The 22,538-nt window shown below is 73.5% G+C and carries 31 protein-coding genes; 28 read left to right on the top strand and 3 right to left on the bottom strand.

Annotated features, from left to right (window positions below):
- The first annotated feature begins 85 nt into the window (after positions 1-85).
- From ABIB37_RS03035 to ABIB37_RS03015, 5 genes are all read left to right on the top strand, one after another.
- The gene (locus ABIB37_RS03035; protein WP_354256538.1) at positions 86-850 is read left to right on the top strand and encodes a hypothetical protein; all 765 of its coding nucleotides are present in this window, start codon (positions 86-88) and stop codon (positions 848-850) included.
- Between the two features lie 48 nt (positions 851-898).
- Positions 899-1,324, top strand: a complete 426-nt coding sequence (locus ABIB37_RS03030; RefSeq protein WP_354256535.1) for a DUF1801 domain-containing protein — start codon at positions 899-901, stop codon at positions 1,322-1,324.
- A 77-nt stretch (positions 1,325-1,401) separates the two neighbouring features.
- Positions 1,402-1,968 carry a dTDP-4-dehydrorhamnose 3,5-epimerase family protein gene (locus ABIB37_RS03025; protein WP_354256532.1) on the top strand — a complete coding sequence of 189 codons (567 nt, stop codon included), beginning with the start codon at positions 1,402-1,404 and terminating at the stop codon, positions 1,966-1,968.
- On the top strand, positions 1,961-2,191 hold the full coding sequence (locus ABIB37_RS03020) for an SCO4848 family membrane protein (RefSeq protein WP_354256529.1): 231 nt from the start codon (positions 1,961-1,963) through the stop codon (positions 2,189-2,191). The genes ABIB37_RS03025 and ABIB37_RS03020 overlap by 8 nt, the downstream gene beginning before the upstream one ends.
- Before the next feature lie 103 nt (positions 2,192-2,294).
- Positions 2,295-2,957 (top strand): hypothetical protein, encoded by a 663-nt coding sequence (locus ABIB37_RS03015; RefSeq protein ID WP_354256526.1) that lies wholly within the window; start codon positions 2,295-2,297, stop codon positions 2,955-2,957.
- A gap of 18 nt (positions 2,958-2,975) precedes the next feature.
- On the opposite strand, the gene ABIB37_RS03010 is transcribed toward ABIB37_RS03015, so the two are convergent.
- The gene (locus ABIB37_RS03010) at positions 2,976-3,887 is read right to left on the bottom strand and encodes a LysR family transcriptional regulator (RefSeq protein ID WP_354256523.1); all 912 of its coding nucleotides are present in this window, start codon (positions 3,885-3,887) and stop codon (positions 2,976-2,978) included.
- A 70-nt stretch (positions 3,888-3,957) separates the two neighbouring features.
- On the opposite strand from ABIB37_RS03010, the gene ABIB37_RS03005 reads away from it, so the two are divergent.
- Complete coding sequence (locus tag ABIB37_RS03005; RefSeq protein WP_354256520.1) at positions 3,958-5,190, top strand: MFS transporter; 1,233 nt, start codon at positions 3,958-3,960, stop codon at positions 5,188-5,190.
- Between the two features lie 41 nt (positions 5,191-5,231).
- Here the strand turns inward: ABIB37_RS03005 and ABIB37_RS03000 are convergent, their stop codons facing one another.
- Complete coding sequence (locus ABIB37_RS03000; RefSeq protein ID WP_354256517.1) at positions 5,232-6,038, bottom strand: IclR family transcriptional regulator; 807 nt, start codon at positions 6,036-6,038, stop codon at positions 5,232-5,234.
- A 126-nt stretch (positions 6,039-6,164) separates the two neighbouring features.
- Between ABIB37_RS03000 and hutH the strand changes: the two genes are divergently transcribed.
- From hutH to ABIB37_RS02970, 6 genes are all read left to right on the top strand, one after another.
- Positions 6,165-7,808: a histidine ammonia-lyase gene (gene hutH / locus ABIB37_RS02995; RefSeq protein WP_354256514.1), complete on the top strand. Its 1,644-nt coding sequence runs from the start codon at positions 6,165-6,167 to the stop codon at positions 7,806-7,808.
- Positions 7,808-9,466, top strand: a complete 1,659-nt coding sequence (hutU, locus tag ABIB37_RS02990; RefSeq protein WP_354256511.1) for a urocanate hydratase — start codon at positions 7,808-7,810, stop codon at positions 9,464-9,466. The genes hutH and hutU overlap by 1 nt, the downstream gene beginning before the upstream one ends.
- A 12-nt stretch (positions 9,467-9,478) precedes the next feature.
- Entirely contained in the window at positions 9,479-10,681 is a 1,203-nt protein-coding gene (hutI, locus tag ABIB37_RS02985) for an imidazolonepropionase (protein WP_354256508.1), read from the top strand.
- Positions 10,682-10,745: 64 nt separating this feature from the next.
- Entirely contained in the window at positions 10,746-11,891 is a 1,146-nt protein-coding gene (locus ABIB37_RS02980; RefSeq protein WP_354256505.1) for a type III polyketide synthase, read from the top strand.
- A gap of 11 nt (positions 11,892-11,902) precedes the next feature.
- Positions 11,903-12,634 carry a methyltransferase domain-containing protein gene (locus tag ABIB37_RS02975; RefSeq protein ID WP_354256502.1) on the top strand — a complete coding sequence of 244 codons (732 nt, stop codon included), beginning with the start codon at positions 11,903-11,905 and terminating at the stop codon, positions 12,632-12,634.
- Positions 12,631-13,746 (top strand): FAD-dependent oxidoreductase, encoded by a 1,116-nt coding sequence (locus tag ABIB37_RS02970; protein ID WP_354256499.1) that lies wholly within the window; start codon positions 12,631-12,633, stop codon positions 13,744-13,746. Before ABIB37_RS02975 ends, ABIB37_RS02970 begins: the two co-directional genes overlap by 4 nt.
- Here ABIB37_RS02970 and ABIB37_RS02965 read toward each other — a convergent pair.
- Complete coding sequence (locus ABIB37_RS02965; RefSeq protein WP_354256496.1) at positions 13,727-14,689, bottom strand: arginase family protein; 963 nt, start codon at positions 14,687-14,689, stop codon at positions 13,727-13,729. The genes ABIB37_RS02970 and ABIB37_RS02965 overlap by 20 nt on opposite strands.
- A gap of 135 nt (positions 14,690-14,824) precedes the next feature.
- On the opposite strand from ABIB37_RS02965, the gene ABIB37_RS02960 reads away from it, so the two are divergent.
- The 16 genes from ABIB37_RS02960 (at position 14,825) to rpsH (ending at position 22,534) form a co-directional block, all read left to right on the top strand.
- Positions 14,825-15,082 carry an Rv0909 family putative TA system antitoxin gene (locus ABIB37_RS02960; protein ID WP_123697043.1) on the top strand — a complete coding sequence of 86 codons (258 nt, stop codon included), beginning with the start codon at positions 14,825-14,827 and terminating at the stop codon, positions 15,080-15,082.
- 390 nt (positions 15,083-15,472) lie between these two features.
- Entirely contained in the window at positions 15,473-15,781 is a 309-nt protein-coding gene (gene rpsJ / locus ABIB37_RS02955) for a 30S ribosomal protein S10 (protein WP_021010896.1), read from the top strand.
- Positions 15,782-15,789: 8 nt separating this feature from the next.
- Positions 15,790-16,440 (top strand): 50S ribosomal protein L3, encoded by a 651-nt coding sequence (gene rplC / locus ABIB37_RS02950; protein ID WP_354256492.1) that lies wholly within the window; start codon positions 15,790-15,792, stop codon positions 16,438-16,440.
- A gap of 2 nt (positions 16,441-16,442) precedes the next feature.
- Entirely contained in the window at positions 16,443-17,117 is a 675-nt protein-coding gene (rplD, locus tag ABIB37_RS02945; protein ID WP_354256489.1) for a 50S ribosomal protein L4, read from the top strand.
- Positions 17,114-17,413, top strand: coding sequence for a 50S ribosomal protein L23 (gene rplW, locus ABIB37_RS02940; protein WP_123697046.1), 300 nt, complete (start codon positions 17,114-17,116; stop codon positions 17,411-17,413). The genes rplD and rplW overlap by 4 nt, the downstream gene beginning before the upstream one ends.
- 19 nt (positions 17,414-17,432) lie before the next feature.
- Positions 17,433-18,272, top strand: a complete 840-nt coding sequence (rplB, locus tag ABIB37_RS02935) for a 50S ribosomal protein L2 (RefSeq protein WP_123697047.1) — start codon at positions 17,433-17,435, stop codon at positions 18,270-18,272.
- A gap of 12 nt (positions 18,273-18,284) precedes the next feature.
- Positions 18,285-18,566 (top strand): 30S ribosomal protein S19, encoded by a 282-nt coding sequence (gene rpsS, locus ABIB37_RS02930; protein WP_123697048.1) that lies wholly within the window; start codon positions 18,285-18,287, stop codon positions 18,564-18,566.
- Between the two features lie 25 nt (positions 18,567-18,591).
- The gene (rplV, locus tag ABIB37_RS02925) at positions 18,592-18,960 is read left to right on the top strand and encodes a 50S ribosomal protein L22 (protein WP_123697049.1); all 369 of its coding nucleotides are present in this window, start codon (positions 18,592-18,594) and stop codon (positions 18,958-18,960) included.
- Positions 18,960-19,682, top strand: coding sequence for a 30S ribosomal protein S3 (rpsC, locus tag ABIB37_RS02920; RefSeq protein WP_123697050.1), 723 nt, complete (start codon positions 18,960-18,962; stop codon positions 19,680-19,682). The genes rplV and rpsC overlap by 1 nt, the downstream gene beginning before the upstream one ends.
- 3 nt (positions 19,683-19,685) lie before the next feature.
- Positions 19,686-20,105 carry a 50S ribosomal protein L16 gene (rplP, locus tag ABIB37_RS02915; protein ID WP_123697051.1) on the top strand — a complete coding sequence of 140 codons (420 nt, stop codon included), beginning with the start codon at positions 19,686-19,688 and terminating at the stop codon, positions 20,103-20,105.
- Positions 20,105-20,440, top strand: coding sequence for a 50S ribosomal protein L29 (gene rpmC, locus ABIB37_RS02910; RefSeq protein WP_123697052.1), 336 nt, complete (start codon positions 20,105-20,107; stop codon positions 20,438-20,440). Before rplP ends, rpmC begins: the two co-directional genes overlap by 1 nt.
- The gene (gene rpsQ / locus ABIB37_RS02905) at positions 20,440-20,724 is read left to right on the top strand and encodes a 30S ribosomal protein S17 (RefSeq protein ID WP_123697053.1); all 285 of its coding nucleotides are present in this window, start codon (positions 20,440-20,442) and stop codon (positions 20,722-20,724) included. Before rpmC ends, rpsQ begins: the two co-directional genes overlap by 1 nt.
- Before the next feature lie 26 nt (positions 20,725-20,750).
- A complete protein-coding gene (rplN, locus tag ABIB37_RS02900; protein WP_123697054.1) occupies positions 20,751-21,119 on the top strand; it encodes a 50S ribosomal protein L14 in 369 nt (122 codons plus the stop codon).
- Between the two features lie 3 nt (positions 21,120-21,122).
- Positions 21,123-21,494, top strand: coding sequence for a 50S ribosomal protein L24 (gene rplX, locus ABIB37_RS02895; protein WP_123697055.1), 372 nt, complete (start codon positions 21,123-21,125; stop codon positions 21,492-21,494).
- Positions 21,487-22,053, top strand: a complete 567-nt coding sequence (rplE, locus tag ABIB37_RS02890; RefSeq protein ID WP_123697056.1) for a 50S ribosomal protein L5 — start codon at positions 21,487-21,489, stop codon at positions 22,051-22,053. The genes rplX and rplE overlap by 8 nt, the downstream gene beginning before the upstream one ends.
- An 82-nt stretch (positions 22,054-22,135) precedes the next feature.
- Positions 22,136-22,534, top strand: coding sequence for a 30S ribosomal protein S8 (gene rpsH / locus ABIB37_RS02885; RefSeq protein WP_123697057.1), 399 nt, complete (start codon positions 22,136-22,138; stop codon positions 22,532-22,534).
- Positions 22,535-22,538 lie beyond the last annotated feature (4 nt).

The raw sequence follows: 22,538 nt of genomic DNA, 5'->3' as shown, positions 1-22,538 counted from the left end.
TCCGACTGCGCTCGGAGGGGGTCAGGCTTCGGCCTGGCCCCCTTCGTCGTGCGCGGCCGGCGCCGCCCACGACTAGCATCCGGATGTGGAGCGCGACGAGTTCGATGCATTCTCGACCCGGCTCGCGGACTGGGCGGCCGACGCCGACGATGTGCTCGGCCTCGTGCTCGTCGGCAGCACCGCCGCAGCCGGGCACGAGCCGGACGCGTGGAGCGACCACGACTTCTTCGTCATCGCCGAGCCGACCGCGGTGGAGCGGCTGCGCGCGACCGCGGCGTGGCTCCCGCGCCGGCGCTCGCCGATCGCGCTGCACGAGCGCGACACCGAGCACGGCGCGTGGGTCGTCTACGGAGACGGGCACCTGCTCGAGTACGCGGTGTTCACGCCCGCCGAGCTCGCCGCGAGCCGCAGCGGCGCCCACCGCGTCGTCGTCGACCGCGTCGGGGACCTGCCGGCGCGCATCCGACCGACCCTCGAGCCCGCGCCGCGCGATCCCGCGACGCTCGCGACGGCGATGCACCGCGCGCTGCTCGTCGGCGGCGGGCGCGCCGCGCGCGGCGAGCGCCTCGCCGCGCGGCGGCACCTCGTCGATGCCGCCGGATCGCTGCTCGCGCTCGCGCAGGCGCTCGAGCTGCCGCTCGGACCCGCCGACCCGCACGACCCCTGGCGGCGGGTGGAGCTGACGCGTCCCGAGCTCGCGGCGGCGCTCGACGCGCTGCTCGCACGAGCCGATGCCGCCGCGGCGCTCGGGCTCGCCGCGCTCGCCGAGCGGCTCGCGGGCGGGGAGCGGTGGTGGCCGAGGGAGCTCGCCGACGCCGTGCGCGCTCGGCTCGCGACGATGCGCGGCTGAGCCCCGGCGGGACTGGACGCGGACGCCGCACGAGCGGAGGATGGAGCCGTGGCAGAGCAGCGGACGAGGCCGACCGACGTCAGCGTGCACGAGTTCCTCGACGCGGCGCAGCCCCCGCGACGCGTCGACGAGGGCCACCGCCTCGCGGCGATCATGCAGGAGGAGACGGGCGCGGAGCCCGTCATGTGGGGGCCGACCATGATCGGGTACGGCTCGTACCACTACGTCTCGCCGTCCCGGACGTCGACGACCGAGGGCGACTGGCCGAAGGTGGCCTTCTCGCCGCGCAAGGCCGCCATCTCGCTGTACGGGCTCAAGGACCTGCCGGACGGCGCCGCGCTGCTGCCGGAGCTCGGCGCGTACACGGAGGGCGCAGGCTGCGTCTACGTCAAGCGCCTCGAGCAGGTGGACGAGGACGTGCTGCGGCGGCTCATCCGGATCGCCTGGAGCAGGACCGACGACCCTGCTCGATGACGAGCCGGCCGGTGCGACGCCGGGCGGCCGCTCGCCGGCCGGACGGTCGGGTCGTGCGACTGCCATAGCCTGGACGCGTGGTGGAGATCATCGAGTTCGAGACGCAGGAGACGACCATCGAGGGCCTCGCCCTCATCCGCATGAAGCAGGTGATCGAGGACCGCGGCACGGTGCGGGAGTTCTTCCGCACCTCCGCGTTCGAGGCGGCCGGCATCCCGCTGCCCGCCTTCCGGCAGGTGAACGTCACCGAGACGAACCCGGGCGCGATCCGCGGCATGCACGGCGAGGCGATGGTGAAGCTCATCGCGATCGCCCACGGCACCGCGTGGGGCGCATGGGTCGACGCCCGGCCCGAGTCGCCGACGCGCGGCGCCGTCTTCCAGACCGCGCTCGAGCCCGGCGTGCAGATCATCGTGCCGGAGGGCGTCTGCAACGGCTTCCAGTCGACCGGCGACAGCCCGACGCAGTACGTCTACTGCTTCACCGCGGAGTGGGTGCCGGGCATGACCGGCGTCGCCATCACGCCGCTCGACCCTGCGCTCGGCATCGACTGGCCGCTGCCCGTCGACACCGGCGATCGCTCGCGCATCAGCGAGAAGGACCTCGCCGCGCCGACGCTCGCCGAGGTGCTCGCTCGTGGGTGACCCGGTCGGTGTCGCCGGCGCCGTGCTGCTGCTCATCGGCGCCGCCTTCAGCGCGATCGTCTGGCCGGCGTTCCTGCGCCGCATCGCGGCCGACCCGCGCTCGCGCGACGCGGCGGGGAAGCCCACGCGCTTCCTCACGGTGCACGTGACGCTCATCGCGACGGCCCTCGTCATCGCCGTCGCGCAGGCGGTCGTCGGCATCTGGTGGCTCGCCTCGCGCTGATCGGCGGCCCGGCCGTGGACGTCCATGGCGCGTCCAGCGCGCATCCGGTTGGCTGGGGGACAGTCGGCGCAGCCGCGTCGGCGAGCTGACGAGAGGTGCGACCATGGCAGACAGCCCGATCCGCGATGGCGGCGACCAGCCGCTCGACGACGAGAAGCCGCTGCGCACGGCGACCGACGGCGCGACCGCGGGCGCCGACGGCGAGACGGCGACCGACCGCGCGACGACGCGCGTCGGGCACGGCGAGCACGGCGACGCGCCCCTGCCCGGTGGTGACGCGGCCGGGCCGCTCGACGGCGCGGACGAGCCGGGGCCGGACGGCGAGCAGCCGCCGGTGCCCACCGGGGGAGAGCCGCCCGCTCCGGACCCGAACGTGCAGTACGACGGCCAGGCCGACTTCACGGCGGAGGCGACGGGCGAGCGCTACACGCGGTCGGTGCAGGAGGGGCTCGACGCGATCGACGAGCACAAGGCCCGCATCGCCGAGCTCGAGGCAGAGCGCGACGGCGCGCCCGACGTGCCCGACGAGCCGCTCCAGCCGGGGCCCGGCGCGCCGGACGTGCCCGGCGGTCCCGACCCGAGCAGCCCGGAGGCGCCGGAGGTCCCGGTGCTGCCCGATGCCCCTGGTGCGCCCGGTGCGCCCGCGACGCCCGGTGCGCCCACCGGTCCCGACGCCCCGCAGGGTCCTGGCGTGCTGCGGCCGACGTCGGGCGGCGACGACCCCAGCGGGCTCGACGACCCCTACGACGGCGGCGTGCCCCGCTGACCGGTCGCCCGGCGCTGCTCAGGTGGCGCCGGGCACCCGTCGCGCCGCGGCCTCGACGAGCGCGCGCAGCAGCTCCTGCACGGCCGGCTCCTGCGGGTCCGCGACGACGGCGCCGATCTCGCGCCGCGCGAGCGGATGGCGCACCGGCACCTCGCGCGCGCCGTCGTCGATGCGCGCGGGGCTCGGGGGCAGCACGGCGACGCCGAGCCCTGCCGCGGCGAGGCCGCGCGCCGCGCGGTAGTCGCCCACCTCGAACGCCGGCTCCGGCACCTCGCCCGCCGAGGCGAAGAGCGACTGGACGGCGTCGTGGATGCCGAAGCCCGGCGCGAGCATGATCTGCGGCCAGGTGCGCAGCGCCTCCACCGACACCTCGTGCATGCCGGCGAGCGGATGGTCGGGGGCGGCGACCGCGACGAGCGGCTCTGCGTAGAGCATCGTCACGGCGCCGCGGGATGGCGGCGGGCTCGCCACGACGGCGATGTCTGCGGTGCCGCCGGCGAGCGCCTCGAGGCACGTCGCGCGGGAGCCGTGGAGCAGCCGCAGCGCGACCGCGGGCCAGCGCGCCCGGAACCGTCGGATCGCCTCGGGCACGAGCCGCTCGCCGAGCATCGTCTGGAACGCGATGCCGAGCTCGCTCGCGCCGATCTCGCCCGCCCGGGCGATCGCCGAGAGGGCGTCGTCGATCGATCGCAGGGCCGCCTCCCCGGCGTCGGCGAGCGCGTCGCCCGCCGGCGTGAGCGCGACGCCCCTGCCCGCCCGCCGCACGACCGCGGCGCCGACGACGCCGGCGATCCGCTGCAGCGCTCGCGTCGCGCTCGGCTGCGGGATGCCGAGCTCGTCGGCCGCGGCGGTGACGGTGCCGGTGCGCCGCACGGCGACGAGCACGGGCAGGTCGCGCAGCAGGCGTGCGTCGTGCGGCTCGGCATGCATGCGCTCAGCGTATGGGATGCCCGCCGAGCGGCATTGGTCATGCGTCTGACGATGGCTTAGCGTCGGAGCCGTGTCCGCCGCATCCGCCACCCTCGAGCGTCCTGCGGCGGCGATCACGCCCCGCAGGCTCACCGTCGCGCTCCTGGCGCTCGGGCTCGCGACCTTCACACAGCTCTACGCGATCCAGGGAGCGCTGCCCCAGCTCGCCCGCGAGCTGGGCGCGAGCCCCTCCGAGGCTGCGCTCACCGTCTCGCTCGCGACCGCCGGCCTCGCGGCCTCCGTGGTCCCGTGGGCGTTCGCGGCCGACCGCTTCGGCAGGCTCGCGATGATGCGGCTCGCGGCGATCGGCTCGATCGTGCTGTCGGCGGCGGTGGTCCTCGCGCCGACCACGGAGGTGCTGCTCGCCGTGCGGTTCGTGGGCGGCGCCATGCTCGGCGCGGTCCCGGCGCTGAGCGTCGCGGTCGCGTACGAGCGGCTGAGCGGTCGCGCGGCCGCCGCCGTCGCAGCCGCGTACATCGCCGGCACCTCGGTGGGCGGCGCCGCCGGCCGACTGGTCGTCGGTCCGCTCGCGCCGCTCGTCGGATGGCGCTGGGCCGTGCTCGTGGTCGTCGCGGTCGGCACTGCGGCGATCGTCGTCTTCCTCCTGGCCATCCGCGGCAGGACCGCGGGGCCGCCGCCCGCGGCCGAACCGCGCCGCCGCCGCATGGCCGAGGCGCTCCGCGGGCCCGGCCTGCGGTCGCTCTACCTGCAGGCCTTCCTGCTCGTCGGCGTGCAGGTGGGCGTCTACAACTACCTGGCGTTCCGCCTCGAGGCACCGCCGTACGCGCTCGCCCCCGCGGTCGCGTCGCTCATCTTCGTCGCCTACGCGGCCGGCACGATCGGGTCGCGCTCGTCGAGCTGGGTCGCCGGCCGGATCGGGGCGCGCGCGACGATGCTCGCGGGCCACGGCACCATGCTCGTCGGCCTCGCGCTGCTCGCGCTGCCGCCGCTGCCGGTCGTGATCGTGGGCCTCGTGCTCGCGACGCTCGGCTTCTTCCTGGCGCACGCCACCGCCGCCTCGCAGGTCGGCGCGCGGGCGAGCGCGATCGCGCGGTCGCAGGCCGGCGCGTTCTACACGATCGGCTTCTACGTCGGGTCGGCGGTCGTCGGCTGGGCGCTCGGGCTGCCCTTCGAGGCCGCCGGCTGGCCCGCGCTCACGGCGTGCGCGATGGGGCTCGTCGTCGTCTCGCTCGTGCTGTCGCTCGTCGCCGCGCGCGCGGAGCGCTCCGAGCGCCGCGCGATGCAGGCGGCCTCGGCCCGCTAGGACTCGGGCCGCTAGGACCCGGCCCGCTAGGACCCGGCCCGCTAGGACCCGTCGGGCTGCGTCGCCTCGAGCCCCGCCCGCGCCGCGCCGAGGCGGCGCCCGAGCTCCGCCGCGGCGGCGGCACACCGCTCGCCGAGCGCCGCCCACGCGGGGCCGTCGACCGGCCCCGCGTCCAGCAGCCGGAAGGTGAGGCCGACCGACGCCGCGGGCACGCCCGCCGCGTCGAAGGCCGCGGCAGCCACCGAGCCGTAGGCGGGGTCGACCTCGCCCTCCTCGGTCGCCCACCCGCGCCGCCGCACCGCGGCGAGCATCGTCGTCAGCGCTGCGCGCGTCGCCGGCCGCTCGCCGACCAGGTCGCGGTCGTGCGGCAGCAGCGCGCGCACCTGGTCGTCCCCGAGCGCTGCCAGCATCGCGCGGCCGGTCGCTGTCCGCACCGCCGGCAGCCGCACGCCGACGCGCGACACGGTCGCGGGGGAGCGCCTGCCCTCGCCGCGGCCCGCGTAGGCGACGTCGCTGCCGGCGAGCACCGCGAGGTGGCTCGTCGCCGGCACCGTCGCGGCGGCGACGAGCCGGTCGAGGATGGGCTGCGCGAGCCGCTCGAGCCGCGTGGCGGCCGCGACCCTCGAGCCGATCTGCTGCACGCGTGCGCTCGGCCCCCACGCACCGAGCTCCGGGTAGTGCACGAGGAAGCCCTCGTCGCGCATCACCTGCAGCAGCTGGTAGGCGCTCGAGCGCGGGAGCCCGAGCTCGCGCGCGATCGTCGCCGCGCGCACGGGCCCCGCCTGCTCGGCCAGCAGCGACAGCACGCGCAGCGCGCTCCGCGCCGCCGGCATCCTCGGCACCGCCATCCGCCCCTCCGCCCTCGCCGCCCGGCCGTTGCCCGGTGGACAGCGAGCGTACCCAAGTCTGAGATCTCAGACGGCAATGGATGCGGAGCCGATGCGGCGACGGGCGCGCGGCAGTGGAATGGGGGCATGCCAGTGATCATCGGAGACGCCCCCCTCAGCAGGCACGACGTCGTGCAGGTCGCCCGCTTCGACGCGGAGGTCGTGCTCAGCACGGCGGCGCTCGAGCGCATCGACGCGGCTCGCGCCGTGATCGACGACCTCGCCGCCGACGTGCGCCCCCACTACGGCATCTCCACCGGCTTCGGCGCGCTCGCGAACACCGCGATCGCGCCGGCCGACCGCACGCGCCTGCAGCAGTCGCTCATCCGCTCGCACGCCGCCTCGAGCGGCGAGCCGGTCGAGCGCGAGGTCGTGCGCGGCCTCATGCTGCTGCGGCTGCAGACCCTCGCGACCGGCCGCACGGGCATCCGCCGCGCGACCGCCGAGCTCTACGCGGGGATGCTCAACGCGGGGATCACGCCCGTCGTCGGCGAGTACGGCTCGCTCGGCTGCTCCGGCGACCTCGCGCCGCTCTCGCACGTCGCGCTCGCCGCGATGGGCGAGGGCATCGTGCAGGTCGATCGGCCGCGTGCGGAGCCCGGCACGAGCGAGGTGGTGACGATGGATGCGGCCACGGCGCTCGCGGAGGCAGGCCTCGCGCCCGTCGTGCTCGCCGAGAAGGAGGGGCTCGCGCTCGTCAACGGCACCGACGGCATGCTCGCGATGCTGTGCCTCGCGCTCGCCGACCTCGACCGGCTGCTCGACACCGCCGACCTCGCGGCCTCGATGAGCGTCGAGGGCCTGCTCGGCACCGACGCCCCGTTCGCGGCCGACCTCATGGCGCTCCGGCCGCACGCCGGCCAGGCGACGAGCGCCGCGCAGATCGCGGCGCTGCTGCGCGGCAGCGCGATCGTGGCGAGCCACAAGGGGCCGGAGGACACCCGCGTGCAGGACGCCTACTCGCTGCGGTGCGCGCCGCAGGTGCACGGCACCGCGCGCGACACCGCGGCGCACGCCGAGCGCGTCGCCGAGGTCGAGCTCGCGAGCGCGATCGACAACCCGGTCGTCATGCCGGACGGCCGCGTCGTCTCGAACGGCAACTTCCACGGCGCGCCGATCGCCGCCGTGCTCGACTTCCTCGCCATCTCGATCGCGGACGTCGCATCGATGAGCGAGCGGCGCAGCGACCGGTTCCTCGACCCGTCGCGCTCCTTCGGGCTGCCGCCGTTCCTCGCCGACGACCCCGGCGTCGACTCGGGGCTCATGATCGCGCAGTACACGCAGGCGGGCATCGTGTCGGAGCTCAAGCGGCTCGCCGTCCCCGCATCCGTCGACTCCATCCCGTCGAGCGCGATGCAGGAGGACCACGTCTCGATGGGCTGGGGCGGCGCGCGCAAGCTGCGCCGCGCGATCGACGGGCTCGAGCGCGTGCTGGCGATCGAGGTGATGACCGCCGCGCGCGGCATCGAGCTGCGCGCCGAGCCGCCGGGGCAGCGCACGGGCGAGGCGATCGCGCTGCTGCGGCAGCACGTGCCCGGGATCGGCCCCGACCGCTTCCTGGCCCGGGACATCGAGGCCACGCGGCTGCACGTCTGGAACGGGGCGGTGCTGCTCGCGGCAGGGCTGACCGACCGCATGCGCTCCTGGGCCGCCGACGGCGACCTCGCCGTCCGCGCGGGGCGCACGACCGCCGCGACCGACACCGACACGAACGACGAAGGAGACCGATGATGGACGGCGCACGCGAGGTCCGAGCCCACCGCGGCAGCGAGCTGCACACGAAGGGCTGGCAGCAGGAGGCCGCGTTGCGGATGCTCATGAACAACCTCGACCCCGAGGTGGCCGAGCACCCCGACGAGCTCGTCGTCTACGGCGGCACCGGCAAGGCGGCCCGCGACTGGGCGTCGTTCGACGCGATCGTGCGCGAGCTCACGACGCTCGAGGACGACGAGACGCTGCTCGTGCAGTCGGGGCGCCCCGTCGGCGTCATGCGCACGCACGCGTGGGCGCCGCGCGTGCTCATCGCGAACTCGAACCTCGTGGGCGACTGGGCGACGTGGCCCGAGTTCCGCCGCCTCGAGGCCGAGGGGCTCACGATGTACGGGCAGATGACGGCCGGCAGCTGGATCTACATCGGCACGCAGGGCATCCTGCAGGGCACGTTCGAGACGTTCGCCGCCGTCGCGCGTGCGCTCGGCCGCGACAGCCTGGCAGGCACGATCACGCTCACCGCCGGGCTCGGCGGCATGGGCGGCGCGCAGCCGCTCGCCGTCACGATGAACGACGGCGTCGCCATCTGCGTCGACGTCGACCCGAGCCGCATCGCGAGGCGCATCGAGCACCGCTACCTCGACGTCGAGGCGAGGACGATTGAGGATGCGCTCGCGCGCGCCGTCGAGGCGCGGGACGCCGGCACGCCGCTCTCGATCGGCCTGCTGGGGAACGCCGCCGACGTCGTGCCGCAGCTGCTCGCCATGGGGGCGCCGATCGACATCGTCACCGACCAGACGAGCGCGCACGACCCGCTCGCCTACCTCCCGAGCGGCGTCGCCTTCGAGGACTGGGACGGCGAGCGGCGGCGCGACCCCGAGGGCTTCACCGAGCGTGCGCGCGCCTCGATGGCGCGCCACGTCGAGGCGATGGTCGGGTTCCAGGCGGCGGGGGCCGAGGTGTTCGACTACGGCAACTCGATCCGCGCGGAGGCGCGGCTCGGCGGCTACGACGACGCGTTCGCGTTCCCCGGGTTCGTGCCGGCGTACATCCGCCCGCTCTTCTGCGAGGGCAAGGGCCCGTTCCGCTGGGCCGCGCTCTCGGGCGACCCCGAGGACATCCGCCGCACCGACGAGGCGATCCTCGAGCTCTTCCCCGACGACGCGCACCTCGCGACGTGGATCCGGATGGCGCAGGAGCGCGTGCAGTTCCAGGGGCTCCCTGCCCGCATCTGCTGGCTCGGCGCCGGCGAGCGCGACCGCGCCGGGCTGCGCTTCAACGAGATGGTCGCCGACGGCACGCTCTCGGCGCCCGTCGTCATCGGCCGCGACCACCTCGACTCCGGCTCGGTCGCGAGCCCCTACCGCGAGACCGAGGCCATGCGCGACGGCTCCGACGCGATCGCCGACTGGCCGCTGCTCAACGCGCTCGTCAACACGGCGTCCGGCGCGAGCTGGGTCTCGATCCACCACGGCGGCGGCGTCGGCATCGGCCGCTCGATCCACGCCGGGCAGGTGACCGTCGCCGACGGCTCCGAGCTCGCCGCCGAGAAGCTCGCGCGCGTGCTCTCGAACGATCCCGCGATGGGCGTCATCCGCCACGTCGACGCCGGGTACGACGAGGCCGCGACGTTCGCCGCCGAGCACGACGTGCGCGTGCCGATGCGCGATCGCGCGTGAGGCGGCGCTGACGTGGCGAGCACGCTCCTCACCGGCATCGCCGAGCTGACGACGAACGACGACGAGCTCGGCCGGCTGCGGGACGCGGCCGTCGTCGTCGACGGCGACCTCGTCGCGTGGGTCGGCGAGGCATCCGCCGCGCCGGCCGCCGACGAGCTCGTCGACGTCGGCGGGCGCGCGGTGCTGCCCGGCTGGGTCGACAGCCACACGCACCTCGTGTTCGCCGGCGACCGCACCGCCGAGTTCGAGGCCCGCATGGCGGGGGAGGCGTACGCGGCCGGCGGCATCGGCGTCACGGTCGCCGCCACGCGCGCGGCGACCGACGCCGAGCTCGCCGCCAACCTCGACCGGCTCGCCGACGAGGCGCTGCGCGGCGGCACCACCGCGCTCGAGACGAAGACCGGCTACGGCCTCACGGTCGCCGACGAGCTGCGGTCGGCGCGCATCGCCGCGGGCCGCGCAGACTCGGTCACGTTCCTGGGCGCGCACCTCGTGCCCGCGGAGGTGTCGGACGACGAGGCCTACGTCGACCTCGTCGTCGGCGACATGCTCGCGGCCGTCGCGCCGCACGTCGACGCGGTCGACGTCTTCTGCGAGCGGGGCGCCTTCGACGAGCGGCAGTCGCGGCGGGTCCTCGAGGCGGCCCGCGCCACCGGGCTCGCGCTGCGCGTGCACGGCAACCAGCTCGGCCCCGGCCCCGGCGTGCGGCTCGCGGTGGAGCTCGGCGCGCTGAGCGTCGACCACGTCGCGTTCCTCGACGAGGAGGAGGTGCTGCTGCTCGCCGAGAGCTGGCACGGCGGCCGCGGCACGGTCGCGACCGTGCTCCCCGCGTGCGACCTCTCGACGCGCATGCCGCTCGCGCCGGCGCGCCGGCTGCTCGACGCCGGCGCGGTCGTCGCGATCGCCACGAACTGCAACCCCGGCACGTCCTACACGACCTCGATGGCGTTCTGCGTCGCGACCGCGGTGCTGCAGATGGGGCTCACGATCGAGGAGGCGGTGCGCGCGGCCACGCTCGGCGGCGCCGTCGCGATCGACCGCGATGCGCCGCGCATCGGGCCGGACGGCCGCGCGCTCGCGCCGCTCGGGCGCATCCGCCCGGGGGCTCGCGCCGACCTGCAGGTGCTCGACGCGCCGTCGATCGCGCACCTCGCCTACCGGCCGGGCGTACCGCTCGTGCACGCGCTCTGGCGGGCGGGCGAGCGGGTGGTGTGATCGGGAGCGGCGCACGCTCGCCGCGTCCAGGGCCGCTCCAAAGGTGCACCACTACGCTCGCGACATGACCGTGAGCCTCAGAGGACTGTCGACGGCCGTGCCGGCGACGCAGCTCGTGCAGACCGACGTCCAGGAGGTGTTCGGCTCGCAGCCGGGGCTGTCGCGGCTCGCGCAGCGCATCGTCTCGACCTCGTTCGGGCTCTCGGGCATCGAGCGCCGCTACACCGTGCTCGAGGAGCTGACGCTCGACGGCCCGCCCGCCGAGGACCCCGCCTTCTACGACCGCGCGAGCGGCCTGCTGCTCGACCCCGGCACGCGGCTGCGCAACGACGTCTACGCCGAGCACGCCTCGCGGCTCTACGTCGAGGCGGGCGGCGCGGCGATCGCCGCGGTGCCGGGCATCGAGGCGGCCGACGTGACCCACGTCATCACGGTCTCGTGCACCGGGTTCTACGCGCCCGGGCCCGACTTCGTCATCGCGCGCGACCTCGGCCTGCGCGCCGGCGTGCAGCGCTACCACCTCGGCTTCATGGGCTGCTACGCCTCGATGCCCGCGCTGCGGCTCGCGACGCAGCTGTGCCAGGCCGACCCCGAGGCGGTCGTGCTGGTGGTGAGCGTCGAGCTGTGCACGCTGCACCTGCGCACGTCGAACGACCCCGACACCATCGTCGCGACGTCGCTCTTCGGCGACGGCGCGGGCGCAGGCATCGTGACCGCGCGCGAGCTCGAGCCCGGCGAGCGCGGCTTCGCCCTCGACGCCTTCGCCACGCGCACGACGCCGCAGGGCGAGGGCGCGATGGCGTGGCGCATCGGCGACCACGGCTTCGAGATGGTGCTGTCGAACGCGGTCCCGTCGCTCATCGGCGAGCACGTGACCGGAGCGATCGAGCCGCTGCTCGAGTCGGAGCCGCCGCTCGTCGACGCGCTGCGCGACGGCGCGGTGGGCGGCGCGATCGACCACTGGGCCATCCACCCCGGCGGGCGCAGCATCCTGGACCACGTCGAGTCGACGCTCGCGCTGTCCGAGTCGCAGCTCGTGCCGGCGCGCGAGACGCTGCGCGACTTCGGCAACATGTCGAGCGCGACCGTGCTCTTCGTGCTCGACCGCATCCTGCGCGACCCGGGTGCCGCCGACGGCGACCGCGTCGCGGCGATGGCGTTCGGCCCGGGCCTCACGGTCGAGTCGGCGCTGCTCACCGTCCGAGGCTGAGCGGGGCCGCCGTGCCGCTCCGACGGCTGCGCGCGCGCGACGAGGACGCGCGCGAGCTCATGGACGACCCGGGCTGCGACCCGGCGATGCTCGCGCGCACCTACGCGCGCTTCGACCTCGTCAACGCCGTCGTCTCCGGCCGGCGCGCGATCTACCGCCGCTGGATCCGTCCGCGCCTGCGCGCGGGTGGCGCCGTGCGGCTGCTGGACGTCGGCACCGGCGGCGCCGACCTGCCGCGCCGGGTGCTGCAGTGGGCCGCACGGGACGGCGGCGCCCTCGAGGTGGTGGCGATCGACCCGGAGCCGCGCGCGATCGCCTACGCCCGGGCGCAGCCCGCGGTGCCGGGGCTCGAGCTGCGGCAGGCCGCGACGGGCGACCTCGTCGCCGACGGCGAGCGCTTCGACGTCGTCGTCTCGAACCACGTGCTGCACCACCTCTCGTCCCGCGAGCTCGGCGCGCTGCTCGCCGACTCGGAGGCGCTGCTCGCCCCCGGCGGCGTCGCGGTGCACGCCGACATCGCGCGCTCCGCGCTCGCCTACGCGGGCTTCGCGGCCGGCACGCTGCCGTTCGAGCCCACGCTGTTGCGCGGGTCGTACATCCGCGCGGACGGCCTGACGTCGATCCGGCGCAGCCACACGCCCGCCGAGCTGGCGGCCGCGGTGCCGCCGGGCTGGAGCGTGCGGCGGGGCGTGCCGTTCCGGCTCGAGCTCGTGCGGGCACAGCCCGTCCGGTCCCGGCCGTGAGCGACCACGACATCGCGATCGTGGGCGGCGGCGCGGTCGGGCTGCACCTCGCGTGCCTGCTCGCGCAGCGCGGCGCCGACGTCGTCGTGCTCGAGCGGCGCACCGAGCCGTCGCGGGCGTCGCGTGCGATCGGCATCCATCCGCCCGGGCTCGCCGCGCTCGACGCCGCGGGCATCGGCGCGGCGGTCCGCGACGAGGCGACCGAGATCCGCTCGGGCGTCGCGCTCAGCCGGGGCAGGCTGCTCGCCCGCGTGCGCTTCGGCGGCCGGCCCATCCTCGCGCTGCCCCAGCACCGCACCGAGGCGCTGCTGCGCGAGCGGCTCCACGCGCTCGCCCCCGGGGCGCTGCGCACCGGCGTCGAGCTCGCCGGGCTCGACGACGACGGCGAGCGGGTCGCGCTCGCGACGCGCGGCGATGGCGCGGTCCTCGCGCGCTGGGCGGTGGGCGCCGACGGCATCCGCAGCACGACCCGGCAGCTGCTCGGCATCCGGATGCTGCCGCGCCGCGGCGTCGGCGGCTACGCGATGGCCGACGCGCCCGACGCCACCCGCGCCGGTGCGACCGCGATGCTGCACCTCGAGCCCGGCGGCATCGTCGAGTCGTTCCCGATGCCGGGCGGGCAGCGGCGCTGGGTCGCGCGGCTCGACGCACCCGAGCCGGCGATGACGACGGCGCAGCTGCAGCGCATCCTCGAGCAGCGCGTGCCGGACCCGCCGCGGCTGCCGGCCGACGCCACGACGAGCGCCTTCCTCGCGCGCCAGCGCCTCGCGGAGCGCTTCGTGCGCGGTCGCGTCGTGCTCGTGGGCGACGCCGCGCACGAGGTGAGCCCGATCGGCGGGCAGGGCATGAGCCTCGGCTGGCTCGACGGGCTCGCGCTCGACGCGGCGCTCGCCCTGGCCGGGACCGCGCACACCGAGGCGGTGCTCGCCGCCTACGAGCGCGCGCGCCGCCGCGCCGCCGAGCGCGCGATGCGGCGCGCGGCATGGAACATGGCGATGGGCGCGCCCGCGGGCCGGGCGGAGCTCGAGGCCCGGCTCGCGCTCGTGCGCGCGCTCGCCGTGCCGCCCGGGAGCGCGGCCGTGCGGGCGGCGTTCACGATGCGGGGGCTGTGACCGCTCGCCCCGCGAGGCCCGCGAGCGACTCGAGCACGCACAGGGCCGTGAGCCGCACCGTGCGGCCGTCCTCGGCGTCGGCGGTCGCGTCGACCTCGGTCAGGTCCACGGAGCGCACCGCCCCGTGGCCGACGATGGCCCGCACGAGGGTGCGCAGCTGCCAGGCGCTCAGCCCGCCGGGAGTCGAGGCCGGGCAGCCGGGCGCCACCGAGCGGTCGCACGCGTCGACGTCGACGTCGAGGTGCACCGGTCCGCCCTCGGCCGCGGCGATCGACACCGCGCGCGCCGCGATCGCCGCGAGCGGCTGCTGCTCGAGCTCGTCGCGGGAGATGGTCGTGATGCCCGCGTCCCGCGCGCGCTGCACGTACTCGGCGGAGTTCGCGAAGTCCTGGATGCCCAGCTGCACCACGCGCCGCCCGTCGAGCCCCGCCTCGAGCAGGCGCCGCACGGGGGAGCCGTTGCTGCGCCCGTCGCGCAGGTCGTGGTGCGCGTCGATCGTGATGAGGCCGGCGGTGCCGATCGACGCGCCCCAGCTCCCGAGCGCCGCGGGGACGGCGGCGGCGTTGTCGCCGCCGATCGCGATCACGAGCCGCGCGCGTCCCGCCGCGCGGGCGACGAGCGCGGTCGCGGCATCCTCGTCGCGGTCCGGGTCGACCGCGTCGCCGGCGTCGGCCACCCGCAGCGCGTCGACCTGCGTGCCCGCCGCGTGCGGCGAGTAGCGCCGCAGCGCCTCCCGCACCGCCGCCGGGGTCGCGTGCGCGCCGGTGGCGCTGAGCGAGGTCGCGTGCGTGCCGATGCCGAGGACGACGGCGTCGAGCCGCTCGTCGCCGTCGTCGAGCGCCGGCCACGCGCCCGCTCGCGGCCAGCGGGGGTCGTCGGGCAGGGGAGTGGCCAGCGGAGTGGCCGCGGGCGCGGCCGGGGCTGTGGGCGGGGTCGGCGACATGCCGCGAGCGTACCGATGGCTCGCGCCGGACCGTGATGCCGCCCAAGCGCTGGGCCAGCTCACTGGCGCCGCAGAGGCTCGTGTGGTTCGGTGTCCTCACGCCGCGACCGTCGCGAGCGTAGGCAGGAGGCGTGCATGGGCATCGGCGATCTCGTGAACAAGGCGAAGGAAGCGCTCAGCAGCGAGCAGGGCGAGCAGACCAGCGACCGGATCATCCAGGGCGCAGGCGACGGCTTCGACAGGCTCAGCGGCGGGCGCTTCGCCGACCGCACCGACTCCGTGCAGGAGCACGCGGACCGGTTCCTCGGGCAGGGCGGCGCGGACGCCGCGCTCCCGCAGGACGACGCAGACGCTGCCACGGTGCAGCCGCAGGACGACGCACCGCGCCACTAGCGCGCGGTCGACCGAGGGGCGGGGTGCGAACCCCGCCCATCCGCATGTCCGGGCGCGGCCGCGGCCGACGTCCCGCGCGGCGACCGCCGCGCCAGCACTGCCGACTCGGCGCGACACGCCCGGGTTGCACGAGCATCCGCATCCGTGCGAGAATCGACAGGTTGCAAACGCGGCGTCTCACGCCGCTCACTGCCCTGGCAGTGCACAGGACGATCACGATCCTGGGCCGCGGGCAGCCGACACAGAAGAACTTCGCCGAACTCGAGCATGGCATGTCCGTGCTCGGTGCGGTGCGCGCCCCTCGCGGGCATTGACAGAAGAACAGCGGTGCATCGACAGGTGCGTTGCGAGCAGCCCTCCCAGGCTGCGTCGACAGGAAGAGAGTCAGCCATGGCGGGACAGAAGATCCGCATCCGACTGAAGTCGTACGACCACGAGGTCATCGACTCCTCGGCGCGCAAGATCGTCGACACCGTGACCCGTGCGGGCGCGACGGTTGTGGGCCCGGTGCCCCTCCCGACCGAGAAGAACGTGGTCGTGGTGATCCGGTCTCCTCACAAGTACAAGGACAGCCGCGAGCACTTCGAGAAGCGCACGCACAAGCGACTCATCGACATCATCGACCCGACGCCGAAGGCGGTCGACTCGCTCATGCGCCTCGACCTGCCCGCTGACGTCAACATCGAGATCAAGCTCTAAGGAACGCAATGTCGAAGATCACGACGACTCGCGGCCTGCTCGGCACGAAGCTCGGGATGACCCAGGTCTGGGATGAGCAGAACAAGCTCGTCCCCGTCACGGTGCTCGAGATCACGCCGAACGTGGTCACGCAGATCCGCACGCCCGAGAAGGACGGCTACGCAGCCATCCAGATCGCCGCCGGCCAGATCGACCCGCGCAAGGTCAACCAGCCCGCTGCCGGCCACTTCCAGGCCGCCGGCGTCACGCCGCGCCGCCACCTCACCGAGGTCCGCACCGACAACGCCGACGCGTTCGAGCTCGGCCAGGAGCTGAGCGTCGACCTGTTCGCCGCCGGCCAGAAGGTCGACGTCATCGGCACGTCGAAGGGCAAGGGCTTCGCCGGTGTCATGAAGCGCCACAACTTCGCCGGCGTCTCCGCATCGCACGGTGCGCACCGCAACCACCGCAAGCCCGGCTCGATCGGTGCTTCGTCCACGCCCAGCCGCGTCTTCCGCGGCATGCGCATGGCCGGCCGCATGGGTGGCGAGCGCGTCTCGGTGCTCAACCTCACGGTCCACTCGATCGATCTCGAGCAGGGCCTCATGCTCGTCAAGGGCGCCGTCCCCGGTGCCCGCGGCCGACTCGTGTTCGTCCGCAACGCTGTGAAGGGAGCCTGAGCATGACCACCCAGGTCGCCATCGTCGACGCCGAGGGCAAGCAGGCAGGCTCGGTCGAGCTGCCCGCGAGCATCTTCGACGTCCAGACGAACGTTCCGCTCATCCACCAGGTCGTCGTCGCGCAGCTCGCTGCCGCACGCCAGGGCACGCACTCGACCAAGGGTCGTGGCGAGGTCTCCGGTGCCGGCCGCAAGCCGTTCAAGCAGAAGGGCACCGGCCGCGCTCGTCAGGGCTCGATCCGCGCCCCGCAGATGACCGGTGGTGGCATCGTCCACGGACCGACGCCGCGTGACTACTCGCAGCGCACCCCCAAGAAGATGATCGCCGCCGCGCTCCTCGGCTCGCTGTCGGACCGCGCTCGCGGTGGCCGCCTGCACGTCGTCGAGTCGTTCGCGACGGAGGGCACGCCCAAGACGCGCGTCGCCGTCGAGATGCTCGCAGCGCTCGGCGTCGCGAAGAACATCCTCGTCGTGCTCGACCGCGCCGAGGAGGGTGCCTCGCTCGCCGTGCGCAACCTCCCCGAGGTGCACGTGCTCACGTGGGACCAGCTCAACGCCTACGACGTGCTCGTGAGCGACGACCTCGTCTTCACGAAGGCCGCCTACGAGGCGTTCGTCGCCGCCAAGTCCCCCAAGGCCCCGAAGGCCGATGAGGCAGAGAAGGACGAGAACCGATGAGCGGCTACAACAAGGACCCTCGCGACATCATCATCCGCCCGATCGTGTCGGAGAAGAGCTACGCCCTCATCGACATGGGCAGCTACACGTTCGAGGTGGACCCGCGCGCCACGAAGACCGAGATCAAGCTCGCGATCGAGAAGATCTTCGGCGTCAAGGTGGAGCGCGTCAACACCCTCAATCGCGTCGGCAAGACGCGCCGTACCCGCTTCGGCACCGGCAAGCGCAAAGACGTCAAGCGCGCCATCGTCAAGCTGAAGTCCGGCTCGATCGACATCTTCACGACTGTCGGCTAGGGACGGAAGGAACAAGACCATGGCCATTCGCAAGTACAAGCCGACGACCCCCGGTCGTCGCGGCTCATCCGTCGCAGACTTCGCTGAGATCACCCGATCGACGCCCGAGAAGTCGCTGCTGCGCCCGCTCCCCAAGACGGGCGGTCGCAACAACAGCGGTCGCATCACGACGCGTCACATCGGTGGCGGTCACAAGCGCCAGTACCGCGTCATCGACTTCCGTCGCAACGACAAGGACGGCGTCAACGCCCGCGTCGCGCACATCGAGTACGACCCGAACCGCACGGCGCGCATCGCGCTGCTGCACTTCGAGGACGGCACGAAGCGCTACATCATCGCGCCGAACAAGCTCAAGCAGGACGACATCGTGGAGTCGGGCGCAGGCGCCGACATCAAGCCCGGCAACAACCTGCCGCTGCGCAACATCCCCACGGGTACGGTCATCCACGCGATCGAGCTCCGTCCGGGTGGCGGCGCCAAGCTGGCCCGCTCGGCCGGCGCCTCGGTGCGACTCGTCGCCAAGGACGGTCCCTACGCGCAGCTCCGCCTGCCGTCGGGCGAGATCCGCAACGTCGACGCACGCTGCCGCGCCACGATCGGCGAGGTCGGCAACGCCGAGCAGTCGAACATCAACTGGGGCAAGGCCGGTCGCAAGCGCTGGCTCGGCGTCCGTCCGACCGTCCGCGGTGTCGCGATGAACCCGGTCGACCACCCGCACGGTGGCGGCGAGGGCAAGACGAGCGGTGGTCGCCACCCCGTCAGCCCGTGGGGCCAGTCCGAGGGTCGCACCCGCCGGCCGAACAAGCCGAGCGACAAGCTCATCGTCCGCCGCCGCTCGACCGGCAAGAAGAAGCGCTAGTAGGAGAGTCCGATGCCCCGCAGCCTCAAGAAGGGTCCGTTCGTCGACGACCACCTCCTCATCAAGGTGGTTCGCCAGAACGAGGCCGGCAGCAAGAACGTCATCAAGACCTGGTCGCGCCGCTCGATGATCGTGCCGGCCATGCTCGGCCACACGATCGCCGTGCACGACGGTCGCAAGCACATCCCGGTCTTCGTCACCGAGACGATGGTCGGTCACAAGCTGGGCGAGTTCGCGCCCACCCGCACCTTCCGTGGACACGTGAAGGACGACAAGAAGGGTCGTCGCCGCTAAGGCGGCGGCGAAGAAGGAGAAGGCAATGGTTGAGTCGATCGCTCGCGTTCGTCACATCCGCGTGACCCCTCAGAAGGCCCGCCGTGTCGTCGACATGATCCGCGGCAAGCAGGCCGAGGAAGCCCTCGCGATCCTGAAGTTCGCCCCGCAGGGCGCCTCGGAGCCGGTGTACAAGCTCGTCGCCTCGGCGATGGCGAACGCCCGGGTCAAGGCCGACGCGACGAACGAGTTCCTCGACGACGCCGACCTGTACGTGTCGCGCGCATTCGTCGACGAGGGCACCACGCTCAAGCGGTTCCAGCCGCGTGCACAGGGTCGCGCGTTCCGCATCAACAAGCGGACGAGCCACATCACCGTCGTGCTCGCGACGCCGACCACGGAGGACGAGAAGTAATGGGACAGAAGGTCAACCCGTACGGCTTCCGCCTCGGCATCACCACCGACCACGTGTCGCGCTGGTTCGCCGAGTCGACCAAGCCGGGGCAGCGCTACGCCGACTACGTGGCCGAGGACATCCGCATCCGCAAGATGCTGTCCACGAGCCTCGACCGCGCCGGCGTCGCCCGCATCGAGATCGAGCGCACCCGCGACCGCGTCCGCGTCGACATCCACACCGCCCGCCCGGGCATCGTGATCGGCCGCCGCGGCGCCGAGGCCGAGCGCATCCGCGCCGACCTCGAGAAGCTCACCGGCAAGCAGATCCAGCTGAACATCCTCGAGGTCAAGAACCCCGAGGCCTCGGCACAGCTCGTCGCGCAGGGCATCGCGGAGCAGCTCAGCGCTCGCGTGGCGTTCCGCCGCGCGATGCGCAAGGGCCTGCAGTCGGCGCAGCGCGCCGGCGCCAAGGGCGTCAAGATCAAGGTCTCCGGCCGCCTCGGCGGCGCCGAGATGAGCCGCAGCGAGCAGTACCGCGAGGGCCGCGTCCCGCTGCACACGCTCCGCTCGAACATCGACTACGGCTTCTACGAGGCCAAGACCACCTTCGGTCGCATCGGTGTGAAGGTCTGGATCTACAACGGTGAGCTCACCAACCGCGAGCTCGCTCGCGAGCAGGCGAACCAGAAGCCGCAGCGCGAGCGTCGCGGCCCCCGTCGCGACGCACCAGTGGAGGCGTAAACCATGCTGATTCCCCGTCGAGTCAAGCACCGCAAGCAGCACCACCCGAAGCGCAGCGGTCAGGCCACCGGTGGCACCAAGGTGTCGTTCGGCGACTACGGCATCCAGGCGCTCACGCCTGCCTACGTCACGAACCGTCAGATCGAGGCCGCACGTATCGCCATGACGCGCCACATCAAGCGCGGCGGCAAGGTGTGGATCAACATCTACCCGGACCGCCCCCTCACGAAGAAGCCCGCCGAGACCCGCATGGGTTCCGGCAAGGGCTCGCCCGAGTGGTGGGTCGCGAACGTCAAGCCCGGCCGCGTCCTCTTCGAGGTCGCCGGCGTCAACGAGGAGCTCGCACGCGAGGCGATGATGCGAGCCATCCACAAGCTGCCGCTCAAGGCACGCATCATCAAGCGCGAGGAGGCTGACGCATAATGGCGATCGGTTCCAAGGAGCTCATGCCCGCCGAGCTCGCAACCATGGACGACGAGCGACTCGTCGTCGAGCTGAAGCGGGCGAAGGAAGAGCTGTTCAACCTGCGCTTCCAGTCGGCCACCGGCCAGCTGGACGCACACGGCCGCCTGCGCGCCGTGAAGCGCGACATCGCGCGGCTCTACACCGTCATCCGCGAGCGCGAGCTCGGCATCAGCGCCTCCCCGGCGCCCGTCGAGAAGGCAGCGGACAAGAAGAAGTCCAAGAAGGCCGACGAGGCCAAGAAGGCCGACGAGGCCACCACGGCCGACGCGGCCGAGAAGTCTGAGGAGCAGTGATGGCCACCGAGCAGCCCACGGGCGAGGCCGCCCAGCGCGGCTACCGCAAGTCGCGCATCGGCTACGTCGTCTCCGACAAGATGGAGAAGACCGTCGTCGTCGAGGTCGAGGACCGCGTCAAGCACCCGCTGTACGGCAAGGTGCTCCGCAAGTCGTCGAAGGTCAAGGCGCACGATGAGCAGAACGCCGCCGGCATCGGCGACCGCGTCCTGATCGCAGAGACCCGTCCGACGAGCGCCACCAAGCGCTGGCGCCTCGTCGAGATCCTCGAGAAGGCCAAGTAGGCCTCGGCCTCGAAGGAGATCCAGACATGATCCAGCAGGAATCCCGCGTCAAGGTCGCCGACAACACCGGCGCCAAGCAGCTCCTGACCATCCGCGTGCTCGGCGGCTCCGGCCGCCGCTACGCCGGACTGGGCGACACGATCGTCGCCACGGTCAAGGACGCCATCCCCGGTGGTGCGGTCAAGAAGGGCGATGTGGTCAAGGCCGTCATCGTCCGCACCGTGAAGTCCACCCGCCGTCCCGACGGCTCCTACATCAAGTTCGACGAGAACGCAGCAGTCATCCTGAAGAACGACGGCGACCCGCGCGGCACGCGCATCTTCGGTCCGGTCGGTCGCGAGCTCCGCGACAAGCGCTTCATGAAGATCGTCTCGCTCGCACCGGAGGTGATCTGACCCATGGCCAGCATCAAGAAGGGCGACCTCGTCGTCGTCATCGCCGGCGCGCGCGAGTCGCGCGGCGGCGACCGGGGCAAGACCGGTCGCGTGATCGAGGTCCTGCGCGAGCAGAACCGCGTGATCGTCGAGGGCGTCAACCTCGTCACCAAGCACATCAAGGTCGGCCAGACCAACCGCGGCACCCGCACGGGTGGCATCGAGACCCACGAGGCCCCGATCCACATCTCGAACGTGGCGCTCGTCGACCCCGAGTCGAAGAAGCCCACGCGCGTCCGTCGCGAGGTCACGTCGGTCGAGAAGAACGGCGTCACCACCACGCAGAAGATCCGCGTGGCGACGAAGTCGGGCAAGGAGATCAAGACCAATGACTGACACCGCAGTGCGCCTGCCCAGGCTCAAGCAGCAGTACCGCGAGACGATCGTGCCGCAGCTCCGCGAGGAGTTCGGCTTCGGCAACGTCATGCAGGTGCCCGGACTGACGAAGATCGTCGTCAACACGGGTGTCGGCGAGGCCGCGCGCGACTCGAAGGTGATCGAGGGCGCGATCCGCGACCTCACGCTCATCACGGGGCAGAAGCCGATGGTGACCGCAGCTCGCAAGTCGATCGCGCAGTTCAAGCTGCGCGACGGCATGCCGATCGGCGCGCACGTCACCCTCCGCGGCGACCGCATGTGGGAGTTCCTCGACCGTCTGCTGACGCTCGCCCTCCCGCGCATCCGCGACTTCCGCGGCCTGAGCCCGAAGCAGTTCGACGGCAACGGCAACTACACCTTCGGCCTCCAGGAGCAGTCCGTGTTCCACGAGATCGACCAGGACAAGATCGACCGCGTCCGCGGTTTCGACATCACCGTCGTCACGACGGCGAAGTCGGATGACGAGGGTCGCGCGCTGCTCAAGGCGCTCGGCTTCCCCTTCAAGACCGACTCCTGACCCCATCGGCGCCGCCGGCGCCGAGCAGCTTCAAGGTCGCTGTCCGCGGAACGGGCAGCGAAACCAGAACGGAGAACCACCCATGACGATGACCGATCCGGTCGCCGACATGCTGACGCGTCTGCGCAACGCCAACACGGCGATGCACGACGAGGTCACGCTGCCGTCGTCGACCCTCAAGGCGAGCATCGCCGAGATCCTCGAGCGCGAGGGCTTCATCTCGGCCTGGAAGGTCGAGGATGCCCGCGTCGGCAAGACGCTGACCCTCAGCCTCAAGTACGGCGGCAACCGCGAGCGCGCGATCGCCGGCCTCAAGCGGGTCTCGAAGCCCGGACTCCGCGTGTACGCACGCTCGACCGAGATCCCTCAGGTCCACGGCGGCCTCGGCGTCGCCATCCTGTCGACGAGCTCGGGCCTCCTCACGGACCGTGAGGCCGAGCAGAAGGGCGTCGGCGGGGAAGTCCTCGCCTACGTGTGGTGAGCTG

Origin of the sequence: Agrococcus sp. UYP10, assembly GCF_040547205.1 — a bacterium.
Classification (GTDB): Bacteria; Actinomycetota; Actinomycetes; order Actinomycetales; family Microbacteriaceae; genus Agrococcus; species Agrococcus jenensis.
This window is presented reverse-complemented; position numbering and strand designations above follow the sequence as displayed.